The sequence below is a fragment of the Cytobacillus sp. genome, from assembly GCF_032154635.1.
Taxonomy (GTDB): Bacteria; Bacillota; Bacilli; order Bacillales; family Cytobacillaceae; genus Cytobacillus.
Window position 1 is genome coordinate 142,761 of sequence record NZ_JALDXW010000006.1, and the last position, 22,506, is coordinate 165,266.

Below are 22,506 nucleotides of genomic sequence, written 5' to 3' on the forward strand. Positions count from 1 at the left end.
CTAGGCAATTTTCCTTACTTATTCTAGTATAATTATTCCCGAAAATAAAGTGTTTTATTGATTTTTTATGAGAAACGAATTTCCTTATAATTGCTATTAATGGGCAAAATATTATAATGAAAAACAACATCTCCTTTAAAAAATTATTCAGTTGTTAAGTATTTTGAAATTTTATTACTGAAATATTTATGTTATGATTTAAAGTTGGCAATACGGTTTTAGATGGAAGGAGAAGAAAATGATCTACTTGGATAATAGTGCAACAACAAAACCTTATAGAGAAGTTTTAGAGTCATTTAACAAAGTATCAACAGAATATTTTGGTAATCCGTCCTCCTTACATGGCCTTGGAGGGGATGCAGAAAAGCTCCTTTCACAGTCGAGGGAACAAATCGCCAAGCTTTTAAAAGTTCAAGCAAATGAAATCTTCTTCACCTCAGGCGGGACAGAGAGCAATAATATAGCTATTAAAGGAACTGCCCTTATGTATAAAGGCAGGGGCCGCCATATTATAACAACAAAAATCGAACATCCTTCCGTAAATGAATCAATGGAACAATTAAAATCACTTGGATTTCGAATTACTTATATTCCAGTAGACAAGAATGGCGTAGTAAGGATAACAGATATAGAGGAGGCCATTTCTGAAGAAACGATATTGGTATCTGTGATGCATGTCAATAATGAAACAGGGTCCATTCAGCCAATCAAAGAAATTGGTCAACTGCTAAAAAAATATTCAAAAATTTTATTTCATGTGGATTATGTTCAAGGAATTGGAAAGGTCCCACTTCATTTTCAAGAATGCCATATTGATTTATGTACAATATCGGGACATAAGTTTCATGGCTTAAAAGGGACGGGTGCCCTTTTTATCCGTCAAGGAGTAAGGATTTCTCCTTTATTTTCTGGCGGGGGCCAAGAATGGAAGCAAAGAAGTGGAACTGAAAATGTGGCAGGGATCGTTGCAATGGCTAAGGCATTAAGATTAACATTGCAAAGACAGGAACAATGTGTCGCTGACATGATAAAAATAAGAGATTTTATTCGAATGGAATTGGAAAAAATAGACGGGATCAAGGTTCATACACCAGTCTTCCCATGTGCACCACATATTATTAATTTTTCTATTCTTGGATTTAAAGCTGAGGTGTTTGTTCATGCCCTCGAGGAGAAAGGGATATATGTTTCAACAACGAGTGCATGCTCTTCTAAAACAAAAAAAGCGAGCAGTACGCTTCTTGCGATGGGGGTTTCGAAAGATGAGGCGCTCAGTTCCATTCGGGTAAGCCTCTCCTATGAAAATACAATGGAAGAGGCAGTACAATTTATTGATGCAGTAAATGAAGCTGGAAATAGGCTAAGAAAGGTTATGAATTAATATGAATTATGATCGCATTCTTATTCGGTACGGAGAACTTTCGACGAAAGGCAGAAATAGAAAAGGGTTTATCGACAAATTAAAACGGAATATAAAAAGGGTTTTACGAGATTTTGAAAAAATTAAAATTGAAGCAAATAGAGAGCGGATGTTTATTCTTCTAAATGGAGAAAATGGTTTTGAAATTGTGGAATTGCTAAAAAGTGTATTCGGAATTCAATCCTTTAGTCCAGCTATTAAAACGGACAAAGAACTTGAAAACATGAAGGCTGCTGCCCTAGATCTGTTTGAAAAAATCCATCAAACTGGACATACATTCAAAATCACAACAAAAAGGTCGGATAAAAACTATTTTTTAGATACAAATGAAATCAATCAAGCATTTGGTGCTCATTTGTTGAAAAATATTCCTGGTCTAAAGGTAGACGTGAAAAATCCAGATATCAATCTGCAAATTGAAATTCGGGATGATGCGGTTTACTTTTCATGTGAGACTATTCCAGGTGCTGGTGGACTTCCCGTTGGCTCCAGCGGAAAAGGAATGCTTATGCTTTCAGGTGGAATTGACAGCCCGGTTGCAGGATTCCTATCAATGAAAAGAGGCGTTGAGATAGAAGCGGTTCATTTTTATAGCCCGCCTTTTACAAGTGAACGTTCCAAACAGAAAGTGATCGACTTAACAGAAAAACTGGCAAATATCAGTGGGTCAGTTAAACTTCATATCGTACCTTTTACTGAAATTCAACAGCTCATCGCGAAGCAAGTGCCTGAGAATTATTCGATGACAACAACAAGAAGGCTAATGCTTCAAATTACAGATGAAATAAGAAGAAAAAATGGTGGATTAGCGATTATTACCGGTGAGAGTCTTGGGCAGGTAGCCAGCCAAACACTTGAAAGTATGTACGCAATTAATGATGTAACAAATACTCCTATTTTAAGACCGTTAATTACAATGGATAAAAATGAAATCATTGACATTTCAAGAGCAATTGATACGTTCGAGATTTCTAATCGTCCATTTGAGGATTGCTGTACCGTATTTGTTCCAGCTTCCCCAAAAACTAAACCGAAGAAGGAAAAAGTTCAATACTTTGAAAGTTATATTGAGTTCGCACCGCTTATAAGCAAGGCAGTAGAAAATACAGAAGTAATCGTTATTAAGCCGCAGGCAGCAGATAAAGAGGCGTTTGATAATTTATTTTAAGTTCATTGCTTCTGGCTCTCTCTGGTTTTCAATGCAGTAATTACCAGTAAATATTTGAATATGGCCATGTGATTTTACACATTCTATACTCACAAGGAGGTGAACATCACATGGCAAACAACAATAACTCAAACCAGCTTTTAGTACCAGGCGTACAACAAGCTCTAGACCAAATGAAGTACGAAATTGCTTCTGAGTTCGGCGTAAACTTAGGTGCAGAAACTACTTCTCGTGCAAACGGTTCAGTAGGTGGAGAAATTACGAAGCGCTTAGTTCAAACTGCTCAACAACAATTAGCTGGTTTTGGACGATAAAAAAATAAATAATATGGCTACAAGGAGCAGGATTTATATCCTGCTCCTTATTTACGTTGTTCTAGCTTGATCGTTTCCCTGGCTTAGAGTACGTACTAATATCGTCAATGGAAGGACAAGGCAAGCTACATGAGCAATGCATAAGTACGACTAAATAAATAATTTAAAATTTTTAAATAATTTAGTATAATAATTTTTAATGATAAAGCATCTTTGTACAGACATCTGTTCGACTTACTTTTAGGGGGAGATATGATGAAACGAGAAGATCTATTGGCACCGGAAAAGTATAATCTAGTTTCTGAAATAGAGCGTTACGCGGAAGATACGGGCAGGTTGGCACTCAGATGGGAAGATGAACAGGGCGAGAAAAAAGAGGTTACATATCGTGAATTATTAAAAAATGCAAATAAAATTAGCAACGTTTTTTCAAAATATGGTTTAGAAAAAGGGGATGTCGTTCTCGTTATCGTCCCTCGGTTAATAGAAGCCTATCAAGTATATATTGCTGCCTTGAAAGCGGGGCATGTTGTTATCCCCAGCTCTGAGATGCTTCGCGCAAAAGACCTTCAATATCGTATTATTCATGGGGATGTTAAAGGAATTGTCAGTTATTATCCATATGTCGATCAACTCTCACAAATAAAAGAGGCTGAAGCTTTGCCGAAATTCGTTATTGGCGGCCAATCAGAGAATTGGATCGATTTAAATAGTGAAATGGCTCATGCATCTGATGAGTTTCCATTTGCAGATACAAAACAGGATGATATGGCATTTCTATCTTATACGTCCGGTACAACAGGAAACCCTAAAGGGGTCGTGCATACACATGGATGGGCGTACGCACATTTAAGAACAGCTGCACCAAACTGGTTATGCATTGAGGAAGGCGATACCGTTTGGGCAACGGCGGGGCCTGGCTGGCAAAAATGGATATGGAGTCCTTTCCTTTCTGTTCTTGGTTCCGGAGCAACTGGGTTTGTGTATAATGGAAAGTTCGAGCCGAAGAAATATTTACAGCTTCTAGGAGATTACAATGTAAATGTTCTATGCTGTACACCGACTGAATACCGCATAATGGCTAAAGTGGACAATATTCAGGAATACAAGCTACCGAATCTTCGCAGTGCGGTATCAGCGGGTGAACCGTTGAATCGTGAAGTTATTGATATTTTTAAGAAAAACTTTAATGTAAATGTTCGTGATGGCTATGGTCAAACGGAAAATACTCTGCTCGTTGGTGTAACAAAAGGAATGGCACTAAAACCAGGTTCAATGGGAAAGCCGACCCCGGGTAATCGAGTAGAAATTATTAATGAAGAAGGGAAGCCGTGCGGTGTAAATGAAGTAGGTGATATTGCCGTACATATTGAAACTCCAGCTTTATTTAAGAACTATTACAAAGATCCAGAAAGAACAGCAATGCAGTTCCGTGGGGATTATTATGTAACAGGCGATAAAGCAAAAATGGATGAGGAAGGATATTTCTGGTTTGAAGGGCGGGGGGATGATATTATCATCAGTTCAGGTTACACAATTGGACCATTTGAAGTGGAAGATGCCCTTGTTAAGCATCCATCAGTTAAGGAATGTGCCGTTGTTGCAAGTCCAGATGAGGTTCGCGGGTACATTGTTAAAGCCTTTGTAGTATTGCGTGAAGGGGTGGATGAAAAGGATCCGGACTTGATCCCAAATCTTCAGGAACATGTGAAGGAACTTACTGCACCTTATAAATATCCCCGTAAAATTGAGTTTTTAGCTGAGCTGCCGAAGACGACTTCAGGGAAAATTCGTCGAGTAGAGCTTAGGAAAAAGGAAATGGAAACATCTGCACAAAAGTAAATGTAGGTTCATGGATGCAGGCGTGTAATCGCCTGCATTTTTGATATAGTAAAATTGAAGAATTAAGGGAGGGATTGGCTATGGGAACTTTATGGTATGGGGGCAATATTTATACATTGCAAGAAGAAAATCAGCGAGTGGAAGCGGTTTTTACAAGAGCGGATAGAATTATTGAGATGGGATCGATCCAGATTCTTGAGGAAAAGTATGGGAATGAAATTATTAGCAGGATGGATTTAAAAGGGCGAACAATGCTTCCAGGCTTTACCGACAGTCATATGCATTTAATCGGACATGGAGAAAAGTTAATTCGCTTGGATTTATCAAACTGTCACTCGAAAGAATCGGTTTTTCAAGCGGTGCAGCAATATGCGGAAACTCTTGAAGAGGACGAATGGCTTATAGGAGAAGGCTGGAATGAAAACCTCTGGGAGGAATCGACTCCTATCATTGCTGCAGAGCTAGATAAATGGGTACCTACCCACCCTGTTATATTGAAACGGGTTTGCCGGCATGCTGTTGTTGCGAATTCGCTGGCGTTAAGGGCAGCATCAATTAATGAACATACAGAAAATCCTCCAGGTGGTGTCATTGAAAAGGACGAGCTTGGCAAGCCAAATGGATTATTGAAGGATCAGGCACAGGAATTGGTGTTTGAAGTGCTTCCAGAGGTTTCGGAAGTCTACTTAAGAAAAGCACTGCGTGCGGCAATAAAAGATGCGCATACACTTGGATTAGTAGGTGCACATACAGAAGACTTGAATTATTATGGAGGTTTTGAAAGGACTTTTCAGGCTTTTAAGCAAGTAATTGAAGAGGAGGGAAGGCTTTTCCGTGCCCATCTTCTAGTTCACCATGAGGTTGTAGGTGATATGCAAAGGGCTGGACAGAATTTTTTAAGTGGAAATGAATGGATTGAATTTGGGGCAATGAAGATTTTTGCAGACGGTGCCCTGGGTGGAAGGACGGCATTACTTAGTCATCCATATGCAGATGACCCGTCTACATCTGGAATAGCGATTTTTTCACAGAAGCAATTAGACGACCTTATAAAAAAGGCAAGGGAGCATAGGCTGCCAGTTGCCATTCATGCAATTGGAGACTTGGCATTTGAAATGGCCTTAAACTCCATCGAAAAATATCCCCTCAGCGGAAAAGGAAGAGACCGGCTCATTCATGCCCAGATTCTCCGGAAAGAACTAATTGATCGCTCGAAGAATTTACCGCTCATCCTTGACATTCAGCCTAGATTTTTAGCTTCAGATTTCCCTTGGGTCATTGATCGGATTGGGGAGGAGCATATGGACTACTGTTATGCGTGGAAGTCATTATTGACTGAAGGGCTGCCGTGTGCAGGAGGATCAGATGCACCGATCGAACCGTTAAACCCATTGTTAGGTATTCATGCGGCAGTAACAAGGACAAACATCGATGACCCTGAGAAAAAGACCTATTATCAACGTGAAGCTTTAACAGTTTATGAAACGGTCTGCTTATTTACGAAAGGCAGTGCTTACGCTGCCAGTCATGAAAATGATCGAGGGATGATAAAGGAAGGCTTTTTAGCTGATTTTACTATTTTAGAAGATGATATCTTTAAAATAGCTCCAGATGAAATGGCTGATATAGCCGTTGCTCAAACAGTAATCGGCGGACAGATTGTGTTCGATGCACAAACGAAAGAGAAAGACTTCCCTATTTAATAATTGAATCAAAAAAATAAACATTGTCAGCATCTTGCCATTCAGCCTATAATATAAATATTTCGATAATAGAAAGAATTGAGGCTTGTGAAGATGAAAAACAATGAAGGAAAAATGGGGATTATTTATGCAGGCTTTTCGTACTTTTTATGGGGATTATTGCCGATTTATTGGAAGCTCGTACAACATGTGAATGCAGATGAAATTTTGGCCAATCGAATTTTTTGGTCGTTTTTCTTTATGGTAGCTGTCCTGCTTTTTACTAAAAAATGGGGGGCATTTATTCAAACGCTTATTCATTTTCGCTCGAATAAAAAACAATTAGCAGCGCTAGTTGTTGCCTCTCTATTTGTTAGCTGTAATTGGTTCATCTACATATGGGCGGTTAACTCAGGGCATTTAATTGAAGCAAGTCTCGGCTATTATATTAACCCATTAGTCAGTGTAATTCTTGGAATGATCGTTTTTAGAGAGAAGCTGTCATTAACCCAGTACGCATCATTTGGAATGGCATTAATCGGCGTGCTAATTTTAACGATTTCTTACGGACAGTTCCCGTGGATATCCATTTTTCTGGCATTAACATTTGGGTTATACGGCTTAGTGAAAAAAATGGTGACAGTAGATTCTGCAATTGGTTTAACATTAGAAACTCTAGTTGTGGCTCCGTTTGCACTTATTTACATGGTTGTTCTTTTTGTGAATGGCTCTCAATCATTTTTAGCTGTATCCGCAGGAACAGATTTATTATTGATCGGTGCTGGTGCAGCAACAGCGGTACCCCTCCTCTATTTTGCGAAAGGGGCGCAGAAAATTCCTATGTCAACGCTAGGATTCTTGCAATTTATTGCTCCAACCTTAACATTAATTCTTGGGGTTTTTATTTATCATGAACATTTTTCAAACATTCACTTAATCTCATTTATCTGTATATGGACTGCCATTACAATGTACTCCCTAACAAAAACAAAAGCCTTTACCCAGCTCGAAACAAAATGGAAGAAACACAAAAATTTAGGAATATAAATGGGACAGAGGGACAGGTCCCTTGTCCCTGGAAAAATAAGTTTTATAAAGGAGCACTTGGAGTGATGGGAAAAACATCGATGCAATCAGCTGAGCAATTACTTATTCTATTAAATGATCTCGTTTCAATTGGCAGTATTTCTTTATCAGAGGCAGAAATACAATTCCCATTAAGGGTCGAGCATCATTTACGGCAAGTCTCTTATTTCTCGACTCATCCTTCCTATATCACGAATCATTTAACAACGGATGGAAGGTCTTTTTTAACAGCCTTATATAAGCATGAAGAGGCGGTTAAAACAGTTGTCATGATCAGCCATTTTGACGTTGTTAACGTAGAAGATTATGGGGAGTTGAAGCATCTTGCGTTTCAGCCTCTTGAGCTGACGGAGGAGCTTTTTAACCGGGCGGACGAATTGCCTGAGGTCGCCAGAGAAGATTTGGAAAGTAAGGAGTGGCTCTTCGGCCGTGGAACGATGGATATGAAATGTGGCCTTGTTCAGCATATGTCCCTGCTGGAAAAAGCCTCAATGGAACAATGGAAGCTAAATTTATTATTATTAACAGTTCCTGATGAAGAGGTCAATTCTGTTGGGATGAGGGAAGCCGTCCCGAAGCTGCTGCAACTTGCAGAGGCGCATGAGCTGAACTATACTCTATTTTTAAACTCTGAGCCCATGTTTGCTTTAGAACCTAATGATAAAAATCATTATTTTTACACCGGGACAATCGGGAAAATTATGCCTGCAGCCCTTTGCTTTGGAAAGGAAACACATGTAGGGGAACCTCTTTCAGGCATAAATGCTGCTTGGATGACATCAATGCTTACACAAGAGATTGAATGGAATGAAAAGCTATGTGAAACCGTAAATGGCCAAATAAGCCCTCCGCCGACATTATTGTGGCAGCGTGATTTAAAAAAGGACTATTCAACGCAAATACCCCACCGATCTGTTAGTCTTTATAATCTTTTATTGATGAACAGGAATGCTGCTGATGTAATGGAGGAGATGAGGGGAATTGCTGAGGAAGCAGCAAATAAGATGGAAAATTTCATGAAAGAAAAATATCTCACTTTTCAGCTTGATTCAAGTCAATTGCCAAGTATTCGGGTATTATTATTTGAAGAATTAAAAGAATATGCTTGTAAAAAAATGGGGGATGAGTTTATTGCAGTTCTGGAGCAATCTGTAGTTACACAAACAATTGGAGATAGCCGTGAACAATCGATTCAAGTCGTTGATCAATTAGCGATGCTTTGCCAAGAGCTTGGCCCAATGATCATCTTGTTCTATGCTCCCCCATATTATCCCGCAATTAATACAGCTGACCATCCAATTATTCAAGAGCTTTCTGATTCTGTCATTCATTATTCAAAGGAGAAGCTTGGTTTTGAATTATTACCGGTTGATTATTTTAATGGAATATGTGATTTGAGTTATGCGGGTCTACAAGGAAAACTCTCTGATATGCACCGATTTGATACGAATTTGCCTGGAGGACAAGAACTTTATTCCATTCCGTTTCATGACATGGCAAAGCTCACTGCCCCTGTCATTAACGTTGGCCCAATCGGAAGAGACGCCCATAAAAAAACCGAGCGCCTGCATATGCCATTTGCATTCGAACAGCTCCCGAAACTATTAACTCATCTTTTGTTAACTCATAAAGATCAATGAAAAAGGAAGAAAGTGATGACATGCAAATTGTCATCACTTTCTTATTTATTATAGAAAAGTCCTCTTTACTTTCTCCCAGAATGAGTTATCCTTCAGCTTTACAGTTTTAATTTTCTTCTCGCTAAGTTTGATATCAATTTTCTTCACATGCTGAATGCTGAGCGCCTCATTGTCCATCCCCATGGTTGGATGGTCATTACCGTCCTGTACGACTTCTAATGTTAGCTTTCGTTCGCCGCTTAGAATAAAGGAAGACCCAAGTGTTCGATAGCGATTATTATTTAATGAAGCCATTTCACTTACTTGCAGGCAAGAAAGCAGCGGATCAACAACAGACCCTCTCAGTGATTTATTGTATGCCGTGCTTCCTGTTGGCGTGGCTACAACCATACCGTCTCCTCGGAATGTTTCAAAATGAAGGTCGTCAATATAAACATCTAGTAAAAAGGTTTTAATAATTGCAGATCGGATGCTAAATTCATTTAAGCAATGAAACGAAGTTTGATCGTCTATAGTTATCTCGATAGTCGGGTAGCGGCGAACTTCAATTTGCTCCTTTGTCATCGCTTCGATCATTTTTGGCTGATCATCTAAATGAAAGTCACAGTATAGGCTAAGGCTTCCCGTTGTAGATATCCCAGCATATAAACAATCATCCCGAAATCCCGTTTTCCTGACAGCCTGCAAAAATGCCCCATCTCCGCCAATGCTAACTATAATATTTGCCTTTTTATAATCAGTAACAATATTAAAATCGTATTCTTTAGCAAGTTGATAAAGTGGTTTGACCTTATCCAGCATATCCGCATCCTTATTATGATAAAAAAATAAGTTTCGGCGAACAGACATATCGATTCCTCCAGACGCTGGGTAGCACGTAAGTTTTACCCATATAATTAATTATTTGGTATGATAATGGTTGTCGAAATCAGTTTACACGTTTTTGAAACATTTTAAAAGTTAATCCCGTAAAGACTATTGGAGAATAAGGAGGATGATTAGATGAATGGAAAACGCTGGGCTGCATTAGCCATCGCGGCAGCAATATTTGTATTCTCAGTTATTACAAATATTGCGACTGGAATCATGTTTACGGATGTAGAAAGCTCGATAACTGAAATGTTTGCTGGCAGTAATGCTGCTTTTACCGAGGAAGTAGTAGAAGAGGGCAGTGAATTGAAAAAAATTGCTGTGCTCGATGTGAATGGAACCATTCAGGATACTGGAGATGCGACATCCTTTTTTGCATCTGGCGGCTATAACCATAAAGGATTTATGGATAGGCTTGAACAGGTGAAAGAAGATAATGCTGTAAAGGCTGTTATTATTCAAGTGAATTCTCCAGGCGGTGGGGTCGTTGAAAGTGCCCAAATTCATGACAAGATAAAAGAAATTCAAGAAGAAACAAAAAAACCGGTTTATATTTCAATGGGCTCAATGGCTGCATCTGGCGGCTATTATATTTCTGCTCCAGCAGATAAAATCTTTGCTAGCCCAGAAACGTTAACGGGGTCTTTAGGTGTGATTATGCAAGGCGTCAATTACGCAGGTCTTGCCGAAAAATATGGGGTTGATTTCGTCACAATCAAAAGCGGACCTTACAAAGATATTATGAGTCCATCAAGAGAAATGACAGAAGAGGAAAAACAAATTCTTCAATCGATGATTGATAATTCATATGAAGGATTTGTGAAGGTCATATCAGAAGGCCGTAATATTCCCGCAGCTAAAGTGAAAGAAATTGCTGATGGAAGAATATATGATGGCCGCCAAGCGCTTGAACTTAATTTAATTGACGGGTTTGGCTATGTAGATGATGTGATTGATGTCTTAAAGAAGGATCATAAATTAAATGGGGCAAAGGTAGTTAAGTATACGGACAACCTAGGCTTCGGCTCTTTATTTAGTATGGGAGCGCAAAAAATAATGGGGCAAGATATCGAAATGGCAGGCTTGATGAAAATGCTATCACAGCCTAACTCTCCAAGACTGATGTATCTATATGCGGAATAGGAGGTGTAGAGATGACTTCAAATGAAACGAATGAAAGGGATCATAAAAATAGTGAGATGATCGATGATCAAACGATTGAAAAGGGAGATCCAGTTTTAATAAAAGGCACCTCTTCTAAACCACAGCTCTCTACAGATAATGGCCATTTTATCGGCAATCATATTCCGGTTAGGTTTGCCGGCTTCTGGATGCGCTTTTGGGCATATCTGCTTGATTTAATTGTAATTGGCAGTATTGAGCGATTGATTATCAACCCAGTATTCAGATTGCTTGATATTTCATTGAATGAGTTTAGCATCTTTGCGCCGATCTCAATTGTGACTGCCATTATCTTTTATGCGTATTTTGTCTTAATGACGCGATTCTTTAATCAAACATTAGGGAAGATGGTATTTGGCATTAAGGTTGTTGATTTAGAGGGGAAGCATTTGTCATGGGGCACCATTTTATTTAGAGAATGGATTGGGCGGTTTATATCTGCTACTTTTGTGGTAGGCTATATAATCGTTGCGTTTTTACCAAAAAAGCAAGGATTACATGATTTATTTTCAGATACAACAGTTGTTCACGAAAAATAGCAATAAACCTGCTTAACTGGCAGGTTTATTTTTTTTGTACTCGGAAATACTATTAGGCTGAAAGGGTGTGAAGGAATTGAAATGGCTGTTCATCACCTTAATCGTCCTTATTCTATTAATCATAAGTATCATTCTAACGAAAGTGAAAATTTTCTTTTATTATTATCACAACAATGACAATGATCATTTGAAAATTGAGTTTAAAGCATGGTTTGGATTAATCAAGTATAAAAAGGAAATTCCTCTTATAAAAATCGATGATCATTCACCGTCCATTGTAACAAAAGGAACGAAAGCTTTCGGCCCTTTAGGGGGGACAGAAAAGAAAGATACGAATCAATATTCTGCCAAGGATTTATTGAATAGTTTGCAGGATACAAAAGAGCTTCTCACGCATGTTGTCTCACTGCATCGAATTGTGCGAAATTTTTTAAAGTCGATTTCTATCAAGGAATTCTCATGGCATACGATGATTGGGATTGGTGATGCAGCTTATACAGGCATGCTTACCGGCGCTTTTTGGGCATTAAAAGGAAGTGTAATTGGACTGATTAGCCACTATATGAAGTTGAAGGCGGTGCCCGCTATTACGATTACTCCTCAATTCCAATTTGCTGTTTCACAAACGGTAATTTCATGTATTATTCAATTTCGAATCGGACATGCTATGGTAGCAGGTATCAAATTAATTAAATATTGGAAGGGCGGAATGGCTTCCTTTAAAACAAAGCCATTATCTGCTCTATCTAATGATAAAACTAAATCAGTATAGAAGGGGAGGCTTTCGTTATGTCTGACCATCCAATTCAAGGGTTAATGACGACTGCTATGGAAAATCTAAAGGAAATGATTGATGTAAACACGATTATTGGTGATCCTGTCGAAACACCTGATGGCAGTGTTATCCTAACCGTTTCAAAAGTTGGCTTTGGGTTTGCTGCTGGTGGAAGTGAGTTTAAGCTTGATAGTCAATCAAGCAGCAGCGGACAAGGGCAATCCGGCGGACATCCATTTGGCGGAGGAAGCGGAGGCGGTGTTTCTATCACGCCAATTGCATTCCTCATTGTAAACTCGAAAGAAGTAAAAATGGTGCATCTTGATGAAAGTACACATTTATATGAGAAAATTCTTGATTTAGCTCCACAGGCGGTAGATAAAATTCAGCAGATGTTTAATAATAAAAATAGCAATCAAAATAATCAAGATAGCCATCAATCTGGGAGCAATAAACAAGAGTATGATGGAGCTAAGCATGAGTTAGATATATAATGAAAAGGTTAACTTTCCTAGGATGGAAAGTTAACTTTTTTTCTGGCTAAGAGATTTAAGAACGACCTTACATCCAGCTTGTCTTGTGCTTGTCGGGGCTGTACAGTCGCCTCCGCTAATATGATTCTCACTTTTTCTAAACTAAACCTTTGCAAAAAGGTTACTGAAAAGATATTATTTACAGTGTACATATGAAGTTTAAGGAGGATGAGTGAAGTGGCATCAATTACATTTAAAGGAAACCCAGTTACATTGTTAAGAAATGAAGTAAAGGTTGGGGAGAAAGCTCCAGATTTTAAAGTTCTTGCAAACGATTTATCTGAAGTGACTTTAGCAGATACAAAAGGGCAAGTTCGTTTAATTAGTGTTGTTCCTTCTATTGATACCGGTGTTTGTGATGCGCAGACTCGTCGATTCAATGAAGAAGCTTCTAAACTAGGAAATGTCAAAATTCTTACGGTTAGTGTAGATTTGCCATTTGCACAAAAACGCTGGTGTGCCGCAGCTGGAATTGAAAATGTTCAAACGGTTTCAGACCATCGTGAACTTTCTTTCGGTGAAGCATACGGAGTTGCTATTCAAGAGCTTCGTCTTCTGGCACGTGCAGTTTTTGTTGTTGATTCAAGTGATACTGTTACATATGCAGAATATGTGAGCGAAGCAACAGATCATCCAAACTATGAAGCTGCAGTCGAAGCTGCGAAACAAGCAAAGTAAATTGATTTTAATTCCTAGACATCGAGCATGCCCCGGGCCATTATCCGGGGCGTTTTTCTTGTGAGATAAAGAAAGTATAACTTTGGAGTTAGAATTGTCTTGCTCCAGCGCCTATCGCCTATCAAACTTCAGGCCTCCTCCCTACGATAAGTCAACATTCGTTTGCTAACGTAAACCGTGTTTCCTTTATCTCAGTCGGAGCCCTTCTGCGTTTGTACGGAATGATCGAGGCGCTTGCGCTTTTCTAGGCTATTTAAAAAACTTGAGATACGGATTATTCCATTTTAAAATAGGACGAAGAATAAGAACGGGAGGATTTATGTATGAGTGTAGCGCCGGTAGAAGAATTATTTACCGTTTTTAATGAAACAGCCATGATCATTCAAGAAGAGTTGGCATGTACGTATTTAGAGGCATTAGCTGAATCGGGAGAGAATATTTTTCAAGGGAGTATTCTGCAAAAAGATGAACTGAGTGAGTTGACAATTAAAAGGTTAACCAAGAGTTATGACTCGATTCATTTAGGTCGCTTCTCTAATGAGGAAATTCGAAAATCATTTCAGTTAGCTATTCTTAAGGGCATGAAGGAGATTGTCCAGCCTAATCATCAAATGACGCCTGATGCTGTTGGAATGTTAGTTGGTTATTTAGTTGATAAATTTGTACAGGATAAGTCCTTTCGTCTTCTTGACCCGGCGGTTGGAACAGGAAATTTATTAACGACTGTTATTAATCAACAGCCTACGAAATCAGTCGAGGCGATCGGGCTTGATATTGATGATATTTTAATTAAGCTAAGCTATGTAAATGCGAATCTACAGCAGCATCCCATCCAATTTTTTAACCAGGATAGTCTTGAACCATTGTTTATAGAAGAAGCGGACGTCGTTGTTAGTGATTTGCCTGTAGGGTATTATCCCAATGATTTAAGAGCGGCTGATTATGAAATGAAGGCAGAGGACGGGCATACATATGCACATCATCTGTTTATTGAACAGAGTATGAGGCATGTAAAAGCCGGCGGCTATTTATTTTTTATTGTTCCAAATGGAATTTTTGAGAGTGAGCAAGCCCCGAAGCTTCATGAATACATAAAGAAGTACGGGATCATTCAAGGCTTATTACAGCTTCCTCTTAGTTTATTTAAAAATAAAAATGCCGCGAAAAGCATTTTTATTCTCCAAAAAAAGGGAGAGGGCGTAAAACCTCCCAAGCAGGTACTTCTCGTCAATCTGCCTAGCTTATCAAAAACAGCTGAAGTAGAAAAAATTCTAGGTAAAATTGATGGATGGTATAAAGAAAATAAATAAGTTCTAGAAGCCGATTTGTTAATTTCGGCTTCTTTTTATATAGGAATAGGAAATATAACTTTTAGCTGTCTAGCTTCAGCATCTATCAAACTTCATGTCTTGTCCCTAAGATAAGTCAGCATCGGTTCGTTCACTCTCACGATGATACCTTTATTTCCGTCATTTAAGGGAGGAAGCAACAGTACGGAGATGAACGAGGCGCTCGCGCATTTCTTAATTCTGAAATATTTTATTTTTTGTGAAAACGATAACATTGTCAGCACCATCTTGAAAAGTTCGGCTGACAATGTTTAAATGAGGAATTGAGAGATATTAATAATGTCCGTTGTACAAAATAAGCTTGTACTGTTTTTTGTGATGTTGTTATGTAAAAGGAGCGGTAGAATGATGGCAAAAATTATTGCAATTAACGCCGGCAGTTCCTCATTAAAGTTTCAATTATTTGAAATGCCGAGTGAGGAAGTGATTACAAAAGGTTTAATTGAACGGATAGGCTTGAACGATTCAATTTTTAATATAGTAGCAAACGGGGAAAAGGTAAAAGAAACATTGGATATACCTAATCATGACGTGGCAGTTAAGCTTTTACTAGAAAAATTAACTGGGTTAGGAATTATTCAATCTCTTGATGAAATAGAAGGAATCGGACATCGTGTTGTACATGGCGGGGAAGAATTTACCGATTCCGTTCTTATTACGGATGAAGTTTTAGCGAAAATTGAAGCTTTATCTGAGCTAGCTCCTCTTCATAATCCAGCGAATATTACTGGAATTAGAGCATTTCAGCAAGTGCTGCCTGATGTACCTGCAATTGCCGTATTTGATACAGCATTTCATCAAACGATGCCTGCTAGCTCATTTCTTTATAGTTTGCCATATGAATATTATAAGAAATATGGAATTCGTAAATACGGCTTCCATGGCACCTCTCATAAATATGTGTCACAGAGGGCCGCAGAAATGCTTGGCCGTCCATTGGATCAATTGCGCTTAATTTCCTGCCATCTTGGAAATGGTGCAAGTATTGCCGCGATTGAAGGCGGAAAATCAATCGATACATCCATGGGGTTTACTCCTCTTGCAGGTGTGACAATGGGAACACGTTCAGGGAATATTGACCCTGCTTTAATTCCTTTTATTATGGAAAAAACGAATCAAACAGCGGATGAAGTATTAGATGTGCTGAATAAAAAGAGCGGAATGCTTGCAGTATCGGGGTTTTCTAGCGATCTACGTGACATTGAGGTTCAAGCATCTGAAGGAAATGAACGGGCCAGATTAGCGCTTGAAGTTTTCGCGGGAAGAATTCATAAATATATCGGTTCTTATGCTGCAAAAATGTACGGGGTAGACGCAATTATCTTTACTGCAGGAATTGGAGAAAACAGTGATGTCATTCGTGAGCGAGTGCTCCAAGGTCTTGAATTCATGGGCGTATATTTTGACCCTTCTCTTAACAAAGTGCGTGGGGAAGAAGCGTTTATTAACTTCCCTCATTCACCAGTTAAAGTCATGATTATTCCTACAGATGAAGAAGTCATGATTGCCAGAGATGTTGTCAGATTATCTAAGTAATTGATTGCCACAGCTTATTAAATGAGCTGTGGTTTTTTGTTGGTTGGATTCAGGGTTTGTCCAATAAAAAAATTGATAAGCTGGCTGAATATCCAACAAGAATTCCCTTTTTCAATTATGCTATACTTTAGCAAAAGAGGTAGGAGATGGAGGAGTTCATTATGACATTGTCCGAGCGTGAGAAAAGGGTTTTGGCAGAGATTCAAGAATGGGAAACGAAATTATATAGCTATGAACCGAATGATTTTGAATTAACATATGAGAGATATATAGAAAAATCGTTTTCATTGCTGCCGGAAAAAGTTCAGGCGCAATTCTTTTCTACACTGGATAATTGGCTATTTCATCTGCATGCACTCATTCAAGGATCCCAAATGCAGATGGATGCAAGGGAACGGATATTAACCGCTGGACGCGTGTTTAACCCAGAAATTGAATCGATTGAAGATCTGAAACATTTGCGTATTGATCAACTTCAGTACATTGCCGATCAGCAAATTGCCCGCCATCGGCTGTACTCATTTGCACAAGGAGGAATGGCAGGGGCAGGCAGTTCACTCATGCTCGGTGCTGATATCCCAGCAATGGCTGTAATCAATTTAAGAGTGGTCCAGCTCATCGCAATGACTTATGGGATAGAGGTAAATACGCCATATGAAATGATGACTTCACTCAAGGTTTTTCATGCCGCTACCCTTCCTTCGCGCATGCAAAGCAGGATATGGGATGAACTGATGCGTGAGCTGCAAAGCCAAGAAGAATATTACTTTTATGAAGGCAAAGAAGAGCTTGCTGATGTGACGTGGATAGAGCAGCCAGCCAAACAATTATTAAAAGGATTAGCTATTCTTATCTTTCGTAATCGAACAATTCAAGGCATTCCATTCATCAGTATGGCTATTGGAGCTAGTGCAAACTACCAGCTAACACGAAAAGTATCAGAATTTGCCCACAAATATTACCAGTATAGATATTTACATAAGAAAGCAGGGAAGAATCAATGAGTACACATGAGCATAAAATGGAAGCGCCTAAACAGGTTGCCTGTAAAGTGATTACAGTTAGTGATACAAGGGATAAGACTACAGATAAGAGCGGGAAGCTAATGATGGATTTATTAGAAGGAGCAGGACATAACGTAATCAGTTATTGCATTGTTAAAGATGAAGCAGATGAGCTCCGTACAGAAGTATTGAAAGGGTGCAATGACCCGGAAATAGATGTCGTACTTATAAATGGCGGGACGGGTATTGCACTAAGAGATATCACAATTGAAACAGTAAAAGCATTATTTGATAAGGAAATTAGCGGTTTTGGAGAGCTCTTCCGAATGTTAAGCTATCAAGAAGATATTGGTTCTGCAGCAATATTGTCGCGTGCCGTAGCAGGGACTATTAAAGATAAAGCAGTTTTCTCAACACCTGGTTCTTCAGGTGCGGTGAAATTAGCTATGAACAAGCTGATTTTGCCTGAGCTTGGACATGTGGTAAGAGAGTTGAAAAAGGATTTATAAACCCGCCAATGTCATTATCAATATTTTTATCATAAAACAGGAAAAAACAGTCGCGTAAAAATAAATATGACTTTGTATCACCCAAAATAACAAAAAATCCTTTCAATATGCGAAAGGATTTTTATTTTTACATATGAATTTTTTCTGAGATATCCTGATGCGTACGGTACCATAGCCATAGATCATTAATTATGGAGGCAAGTTCCGCAATTTCGCTGTTTAACTCGCAAGATTTATTAAAGTTTTCTTCATTTGAAAGCAATGCTTGTTTCGAATTGATATGGTCTTCCAATTCTGCGATTCTGTCTGGAATCCTGCCACGGATTTTCTCCCAATGAAATAAAATGGTTTGCTGTGTCTCTTTTGAATAATCATCCCAGTCCTGATGAAAGGAAGGGATGGGAATACCAAGTCGTTCATTATATGAAAAGTAATCCACAATTAAACATCCTCCAGCATTAGGTTGCTTCTATTCTACTATACTATGCCTATTCCTTCCACGGATTGTTATCTTAAATAAAACAGAATGAATAAATTATTATACATTTTGATGAATAACTATTGATTAATATTAAAAATATGGTATCTTATAAACATATAAATGAATAAAAACAAACAACGATGAATAATTATTCGTGCTTAGAGGAGGAAAATTTTTATGTCAAATCCAAAAGTTGTACTAGCCTATTCAGGCGGTCTAGATACATCAGTAGCTATTAAATGGTTGGGAGATCAAGGATATTCAGTGGTAGCCTGCTGTTTAGATGTGGGGGAGGGGAAGGATCTTAATTTTATTCAAGAAAAAGCGCTAACGGTTGGTGCTGTTCAATCGTATGTGATTGATGCGAAGAATGAGTTTGCGAGTGAATATGCATTAATGGCACTGCAAGCCCATGCATTATATGAAAATAAGTATCCATTAATCTCTGCACTTTCAAGACCGCTAATAGCGAAGAAACTTGTTGAAGTTGCTGAAAAAGAAGGAGCAGTCGCTGTAGCGCACGGCTGTACAGGAAAAGGAAATGATCAAGTCCGCTTTGAAGTAGCCATTCAAGCCTTAAATCCTAACCTTGAAGTTTTAGCTCCTGTCCGTGAATGGAGCTGGTCACGAGAGGAAGAAATAGAATATGCAAAGCAGAAAAATATTCCAATCCCTATTAATTTAGATTCTCCATTTTCAATCGATCAAAATTTATGGGGGAGAAGCAATGAGTGTGGTATTTTAGAGGATCCTTGGGCAGCTCCGCCAGAGGAAGCATATGAGCTGACAGCAAGCCTAGAAAATGCACCGAATACGCCAGATATCGTAGAAATCGGCTTTGAAAAAGGCGTTCCTGTTAGCTTAGATGGAAAAAACTACCCATTAGCACAGCTTATTTTAGAATTAAATACATTAGCTGGAAAGCATGGAGTTGGCCGTGTAGACCATGTTGAAAATCGCCTAGTTGGGATTAAATCACGTGAAGTGTATGAATGTCCGGGAGCGATGACTCTAATCAAAGCGCATAAAGAGCTAGAAGATTTAACATTAGTTAAAGAAGTAGCACACTTTAAACCGGTAATTGAGAAGAAAATCGCAGAACTTATTTATGAAGGGCTATGGTTCTCACCGCTTCAAACTGCTTTGGCTGCTTTCCTCCAAGAAACACAAACCTATGTTACAGGGACAGTGAGAGTAAAACTATTTAAAGGTCATGCGATTATTGAAGGAAGAAAATCTCCGTATTCTTTATATGATGAAAAGCTAGCCACTTATACATCTGAAGACGAGTTCGACCATAACGCAGCAGTTGGATTCATCAAGCTATGGGGTCTGCCTACAAAGGTGCAAAGCATTGTTCAAAAGAATAAGAAGGTGACAGTGTGAAAAAACTATGGGGCGGCAGATTTACAAAATCAGCAGAAGAATGGGTCGATGAATTTGGCGCCTCCATTTCGTTTGATCAAGAACTCGTAATGGAGGATATAGAAGGAAGCCTTGCTCATGTATCGATGCTTGCGAAATGTGGAATCATTTCTGATGAAGAGGCAGGCATGATCATGGATGGACTGAATCAGCTTAAGAAGAAAGCAGAAAATGATGAGCTTTCTTATTCCGTTAAATTAGAGGATATTCACTTAAATCTCGAAAGCTATTTAACGGAACTAGTGGGTCCAGTTGGCGGGAAGCTGCATACTGCCAGAAGCAGAAATGACCAAGTGGCAACAGATATGCATCTATACTTGCGCAAGCAGGTGAAAGTGATTATCGAACTAATTCAGGAAATGCAGGAAGCTCTGATTGATCAAGCAGAACAGAATATTGAGACGGTCATGCCTGGCTATACGCATCTTCAGAGAGCACAGCCTATTTCATTTGCTCATCACCTGATGGCCTATTTTGGGATGCTTGAAAGGGATAAAGAACGTTTCAGTGAAAGTTTGAAGCGAATTAATCTCTCACCACTGGGTGCTGGAGCACTAGCAGGGACGACATTCCCGATTGATCGACATGTGACAGCTGAATTGCTTGGATTTGACGGGATTTATGAGAACAGCCTTGACGCTGTTTCTGATCGAGATTTCATTCTTGAGTTTTTATCGAATTCCTCCACTTTAATGATGCATTTGTCGAGATTAAGTGAGGAATTTATTCTTTGGTCTAGTCAGGAATTCAAGTTTATAGAACTGGATGATAGTTTTGCAACAGGAAGCAGTATTATGCCGCAGAAGAAAAACCCAGATATGGCGGAGCTAATCCGCGGGAAAACTGGCCGGGTCTATGGTAACTTAATGGGGCTTTTAACCGTACTGAAAGGACTGCCATTAGCTTATAACAAGGATATGCAAGAGGATAAAGAAGGCATGTTTGATACAGTGAAAACCGTAACAGGCTCCCTCAAAATCTTTGCTGGCATGATTCAAACAATGAAGGTGAACAAGGCGCACATGGAAAAAGCAACGAGAACTGATTTTTCCAATGCAACAGAGCTCGCTGATTATTTATCTGATAAAGGTATCCCGTTCAGAGAAGCTCATGAAATTGTCGGGAAACTTGTACTAACATGTGTCCAGCAAGACTGTTATCTTGGTGACTTGCCATTAGCAGAGTATAAAAAGGCAAATCCGCTTTTTGAAGAGGATATTTATGTGGTGTTAGATCCAGTCACTGCTGTGAAGAGAAGAAATAGTGCAGGTGGAACGGGATTCCAGCAAGTTGCCATTGCTCTTGAAAAAGCAAAAGCGTTGGTAAATCATAAAATAGAAGTTTAATAGTAAGTCGAAAAAAGAGCTGATCTAATTGAATCAGTTCTTTTTATTGAAAACTAGGAAAACTCTGGCTAGATCTGCATGTCTAAAATGAAATGACGGAGCAGAATCTTATCCGTTTGGTTACAAGGATATCAGCTAGTTCAGAGAGGATGACAGTCATGTACATAAATAAGTCTTACTCGGAAAAAGAAGTCAATGAACGATTATCATCGATCTATGCTGACTTTGCTATTTTAAGAAGATATTTAGTGAATTCCCATTTACTCGAAAGAAGTAATGATTGCAGGGAATATTGGGTAAATGAGGAATTAGCGAAAAATAAAAAATGATGCATGGACAACTACTCTCCATACATCATTTTTTTATTTATTCCTCTCCTTTATTTGTCCGAACAATTAGTACATCACAAGGAGCATAGCGGGTAATATTTTCAGATACGCTGCCGATTAGGAAACGTTCAACGGCATTCATCCCAGTGGCACCGCAAATAATTAGGTCCACTTCACGCTTCTTTGCAATATCCTTTGGAATTTTAATTTTTGGAGAACCGTAATCAATAATAAAATCTACATGTGTAACACCAGCTTTTTCAGCTTCACTTTTGTATTTTTCCATTAATTCTTTTGCGAACATATTGGCTCTTTCTGCAATGGTGCGGTCATATGCCTCCACGGTTGCAAACGTGCGATTATCGATAATATGAGCAAGCAAAATATGTGAATCATTTCTTTTGGCGATTTCAATGGCCTTTTTAAATGCCCATTCTGCCTCTGTTGACCCGTCTACAGCGACTAAAATATTTTTATACTTCATTCCCATATCAATTCCCCTCCTCTCCCTTAATTATACAGTAACAAAAAGGGTATATCTGTAGCAAAAAATCGAACAATAAAAGAGGCAGTTCAATTTATGAATAAAGGAGAGAACACCTCATGAATAAACGGGAACCTAAAAGCCAATCAAATTTATTTTTCGATGAAGAAGGAACGAGTGCAGTAAGTGAGCAAATTATGGATGTTTATAATAGTGGTGTGATTGACCAGTCAAATGCTAATTTTGATCTTGATGCAGGACAAGAAGAAGCAGAACGTTAATTTCTTAAAAACTAAAAAAGCTGTCATGCGCAT

Annotated in this window: 23 protein-coding genes; 20 read left to right on the forward strand and 3 right to left on the reverse strand. The window is 38.7% G+C overall.

The window, feature by feature from the left end:
• The first annotated feature begins 238 nt into the window (after nt 1-238).
• The 7 genes from RUH74_RS06820 (at nt 239) to RUH74_RS06850 (ending at nt 9,152) form a co-directional block, all read left to right on the forward strand.
• Nucleotides 239-1,381: a cysteine desulfurase family protein gene (locus tag RUH74_RS06820; protein ID WP_313799525.1), complete on the forward strand. Its 1,143-nt coding sequence runs from the start codon at nt 239-241 to the stop codon at nt 1,379-1,381.
• A 1-nt stretch (nt 1,382) separates the two neighbouring features.
• On the forward strand, nt 1,383-2,588 hold the full coding sequence (gene thiI, locus RUH74_RS06825) for a tRNA uracil 4-sulfurtransferase ThiI (RefSeq protein WP_313799526.1): 1,206 nt from the start codon (nt 1,383-1,385) through the stop codon (nt 2,586-2,588).
• Between the two features lie 110 nt (nt 2,589-2,698).
• On the forward strand, nt 2,699-2,902 hold the full coding sequence (locus RUH74_RS06830; RefSeq protein WP_313799527.1) for an alpha/beta-type small acid-soluble spore protein: 204 nt from the start codon (nt 2,699-2,701) through the stop codon (nt 2,900-2,902).
• Between the two features lie 255 nt (nt 2,903-3,157).
• Entirely contained in the window at nt 3,158-4,744 is a 1,587-nt protein-coding gene (mbcS, locus tag RUH74_RS06835) for an acyl-CoA synthetase MbcS (RefSeq protein WP_313799546.1), read from the forward strand.
• An 80-nt stretch (nt 4,745-4,824) separates the two neighbouring features.
• Nucleotides 4,825-6,447 carry an amidohydrolase gene (locus tag RUH74_RS06840; protein ID WP_313799528.1) on the forward strand — a complete coding sequence of 541 codons (1,623 nt, stop codon included), beginning with the start codon at nt 4,825-4,827 and terminating at the stop codon, nt 6,445-6,447.
• A gap of 93 nt (nt 6,448-6,540) precedes the next feature.
• The gene (rarD, locus tag RUH74_RS06845; protein WP_313799529.1) at nt 6,541-7,473 is read left to right on the forward strand and encodes an EamA family transporter RarD; all 933 of its coding nucleotides are present in this window, start codon (nt 6,541-6,543) and stop codon (nt 7,471-7,473) included.
• A gap of 65 nt (nt 7,474-7,538) precedes the next feature.
• Nucleotides 7,539-9,152 carry a M20/M25/M40 family metallo-hydrolase gene (locus RUH74_RS06850; RefSeq protein WP_313799547.1) on the forward strand — a complete coding sequence of 538 codons (1,614 nt, stop codon included), beginning with the start codon at nt 7,539-7,541 and terminating at the stop codon, nt 9,150-9,152.
• A 48-nt stretch (nt 9,153-9,200) separates the two neighbouring features.
• Here the strand turns inward: RUH74_RS06850 and RUH74_RS06855 are convergent, their stop codons facing one another.
• Nucleotides 9,201-10,001 (reverse strand): NAD kinase, encoded by an 801-nt coding sequence (locus RUH74_RS06855; RefSeq protein WP_313799530.1) that lies wholly within the window; start codon nt 9,999-10,001, stop codon nt 9,201-9,203.
• A gap of 153 nt (nt 10,002-10,154) precedes the next feature.
• Between RUH74_RS06855 and sppA the strand changes: the two genes are divergently transcribed.
• From sppA to RUH74_RS06900, 9 genes are all read left to right on the forward strand, one after another.
• Nucleotides 10,155-11,165, forward strand: a complete 1,011-nt coding sequence (gene sppA / locus RUH74_RS06860; protein WP_313799531.1) for a signal peptide peptidase SppA — start codon at nt 10,155-10,157, stop codon at nt 11,163-11,165.
• An 11-nt stretch (nt 11,166-11,176) separates the two neighbouring features.
• Nucleotides 11,177-11,743 (forward strand): RDD family protein, encoded by a 567-nt coding sequence (locus tag RUH74_RS06865; protein WP_313799532.1) that lies wholly within the window; start codon nt 11,177-11,179, stop codon nt 11,741-11,743.
• Nucleotides 11,744-11,810: 67 nt separating this feature from the next.
• A complete protein-coding gene (locus tag RUH74_RS06870) occupies nt 11,811-12,515 on the forward strand; it encodes a DUF2953 domain-containing protein (RefSeq protein WP_313799533.1) in 705 nt (234 codons plus the stop codon).
• A 17-nt stretch (nt 12,516-12,532) separates the two neighbouring features.
• Nucleotides 12,533-13,012 (forward strand): GerW family sporulation protein, encoded by a 480-nt coding sequence (gene ytfJ, locus RUH74_RS06875; RefSeq protein ID WP_313799534.1) that lies wholly within the window; start codon nt 12,533-12,535, stop codon nt 13,010-13,012.
• Nucleotides 13,013-13,228: 216 nt separating this feature from the next.
• Nucleotides 13,229-13,729: a thiol peroxidase gene (gene tpx / locus RUH74_RS06880; RefSeq protein WP_313799535.1), complete on the forward strand. Its 501-nt coding sequence runs from the start codon at nt 13,229-13,231 to the stop codon at nt 13,727-13,729.
• Between the two features lie 323 nt (nt 13,730-14,052).
• Complete coding sequence (locus RUH74_RS06885) at nt 14,053-15,039, forward strand: class I SAM-dependent methyltransferase (RefSeq protein ID WP_313799536.1); 987 nt, start codon at nt 14,053-14,055, stop codon at nt 15,037-15,039.
• Nucleotides 15,040-15,426: 387 nt separating this feature from the next.
• The gene (locus RUH74_RS06890; RefSeq protein WP_313799548.1) at nt 15,427-16,614 is read left to right on the forward strand and encodes an acetate kinase; all 1,188 of its coding nucleotides are present in this window, start codon (nt 15,427-15,429) and stop codon (nt 16,612-16,614) included.
• A 161-nt stretch (nt 16,615-16,775) separates the two neighbouring features.
• Nucleotides 16,776-17,618, forward strand: a complete 843-nt coding sequence (locus RUH74_RS06895) for an EcsC family protein (protein WP_313799549.1) — start codon at nt 16,776-16,778, stop codon at nt 17,616-17,618.
• Nucleotides 17,615-18,127 carry a MogA/MoaB family molybdenum cofactor biosynthesis protein gene (locus RUH74_RS06900; RefSeq protein WP_313799537.1) on the forward strand — a complete coding sequence of 171 codons (513 nt, stop codon included), beginning with the start codon at nt 17,615-17,617 and terminating at the stop codon, nt 18,125-18,127. The genes RUH74_RS06895 and RUH74_RS06900 overlap by 4 nt, the downstream gene beginning before the upstream one ends.
• Before the next feature lie 127 nt (nt 18,128-18,254).
• Here RUH74_RS06900 and RUH74_RS06905 read toward each other — a convergent pair whose 3' ends face one another.
• Entirely contained in the window at nt 18,255-18,569 is a 315-nt protein-coding gene (locus RUH74_RS06905) for a hypothetical protein (RefSeq protein ID WP_313799550.1), read from the reverse strand.
• Nucleotides 18,570-18,785: 216 nt separating this feature from the next.
• Here RUH74_RS06905 and RUH74_RS06910 point away from each other — a divergent pair, with 216 nt between their 5' ends.
• From RUH74_RS06910 to RUH74_RS06920, 3 genes are all read left to right on the forward strand, one after another.
• The gene (locus tag RUH74_RS06910; protein WP_313799538.1) at nt 18,786-19,994 is read left to right on the forward strand and encodes an argininosuccinate synthase; all 1,209 of its coding nucleotides are present in this window, start codon (nt 18,786-18,788) and stop codon (nt 19,992-19,994) included.
• Complete coding sequence (argH, locus tag RUH74_RS06915) at nt 19,991-21,379, forward strand: argininosuccinate lyase (protein ID WP_313799539.1); 1,389 nt, start codon at nt 19,991-19,993, stop codon at nt 21,377-21,379. The genes RUH74_RS06910 and argH overlap by 4 nt, the downstream gene beginning before the upstream one ends.
• Nucleotides 21,380-21,537: 158 nt before the next feature.
• Nucleotides 21,538-21,708 (forward strand): DUF2087 domain-containing protein, encoded by a 171-nt coding sequence (locus RUH74_RS06920; RefSeq protein ID WP_313799540.1) that lies wholly within the window; start codon nt 21,538-21,540, stop codon nt 21,706-21,708.
• Nucleotides 21,709-21,745: 37 nt separating this feature from the next.
• Here RUH74_RS06920 and RUH74_RS06925 read toward each other — a convergent pair whose 3' ends face one another.
• The gene (locus RUH74_RS06925; protein WP_313799541.1) at nt 21,746-22,198 is read right to left on the reverse strand and encodes a universal stress protein; all 453 of its coding nucleotides are present in this window, start codon (nt 22,196-22,198) and stop codon (nt 21,746-21,748) included.
• Between the two features lie 113 nt (nt 22,199-22,311).
• On the opposite strand from RUH74_RS06925, the gene RUH74_RS06930 reads away from it, so the two are divergent.
• On the forward strand, nt 22,312-22,473 hold the full coding sequence (locus RUH74_RS06930; protein WP_313799542.1) for a hypothetical protein: 162 nt from the start codon (nt 22,312-22,314) through the stop codon (nt 22,471-22,473).
• Nucleotides 22,474-22,506: the final 33 nt, after the last annotated feature.

Excerpts from the sequence above, each read along its gene's own strand:
- RUH74_RS06820 (WP_313799525.1), top strand. The coding sequence starts at position 239 with ATGATCTACTTGGATAATAGTGCAACAACAAAACCTTATAGAGAAGTT.
- thiI (WP_313799526.1), top strand. The coding sequence starts at position 1,383 with ATGAATTATGATCGCATTCTTATTCGGTACGGAGAACTTTCGACGAAA.
- RUH74_RS06830 (WP_313799527.1), top strand. The coding sequence starts at position 2,699 with ATGGCAAACAACAATAACTCAAACCAGCTTTTAGTACCAGGCGTACAA.
- mbcS (WP_313799546.1), top strand. The coding sequence starts at position 3,158 with ATGAAACGAGAAGATCTATTGGCACCGGAAAAGTATAATCTAGTTTCT.
- RUH74_RS06840 (WP_313799528.1), top strand. The coding sequence starts at position 4,825 with ATGGGAACTTTATGGTATGGGGGCAATATTTATACATTGCAAGAAGAA.
- rarD (WP_313799529.1), top strand. The coding sequence starts at position 6,541 with ATGAAAAACAATGAAGGAAAAATGGGGATTATTTATGCAGGCTTTTCG.
- RUH74_RS06850 (WP_313799547.1), top strand. The coding sequence starts at position 7,539 with ATGGGAAAAACATCGATGCAATCAGCTGAGCAATTACTTATTCTATTA.
- RUH74_RS06855 (WP_313799530.1), bottom strand. The coding sequence starts at position 10,001 with ATGTCTGTTCGCCGAAACTTATTTTTTTATCATAATAAGGATGCGGAT.
- sppA (WP_313799531.1), top strand. The coding sequence starts at position 10,155 with ATGAATGGAAAACGCTGGGCTGCATTAGCCATCGCGGCAGCAATATTT.
- RUH74_RS06865 (WP_313799532.1), top strand. The coding sequence starts at position 11,177 with ATGACTTCAAATGAAACGAATGAAAGGGATCATAAAAATAGTGAGATG.
- ytfJ (WP_313799534.1), top strand. The coding sequence starts at position 12,533 with ATGTCTGACCATCCAATTCAAGGGTTAATGACGACTGCTATGGAAAAT.
- RUH74_RS06885 (WP_313799536.1), top strand. The coding sequence starts at position 14,053 with ATGAGTGTAGCGCCGGTAGAAGAATTATTTACCGTTTTTAATGAAACA.
- RUH74_RS06890 (WP_313799548.1), top strand. The coding sequence starts at position 15,427 with ATGGCAAAAATTATTGCAATTAACGCCGGCAGTTCCTCATTAAAGTTT.
- RUH74_RS06895 (WP_313799549.1), top strand. The coding sequence starts at position 16,776 with ATGACATTGTCCGAGCGTGAGAAAAGGGTTTTGGCAGAGATTCAAGAA.
- RUH74_RS06900 (WP_313799537.1), top strand. The coding sequence starts at position 17,615 with ATGAGTACACATGAGCATAAAATGGAAGCGCCTAAACAGGTTGCCTGT.
- RUH74_RS06910 (WP_313799538.1), top strand. The coding sequence starts at position 18,786 with ATGTCAAATCCAAAAGTTGTACTAGCCTATTCAGGCGGTCTAGATACA.
- RUH74_RS06920 (WP_313799540.1), top strand. The coding sequence starts at position 21,538 with ATGTACATAAATAAGTCTTACTCGGAAAAAGAAGTCAATGAACGATTA.
- RUH74_RS06925 (WP_313799541.1), bottom strand. The coding sequence starts at position 22,198 with ATGGGAATGAAGTATAAAAATATTTTAGTCGCTGTAGACGGGTCAACA.
- RUH74_RS06930 (WP_313799542.1), top strand. The coding sequence starts at position 22,312 with ATGAATAAACGGGAACCTAAAAGCCAATCAAATTTATTTTTCGATGAA.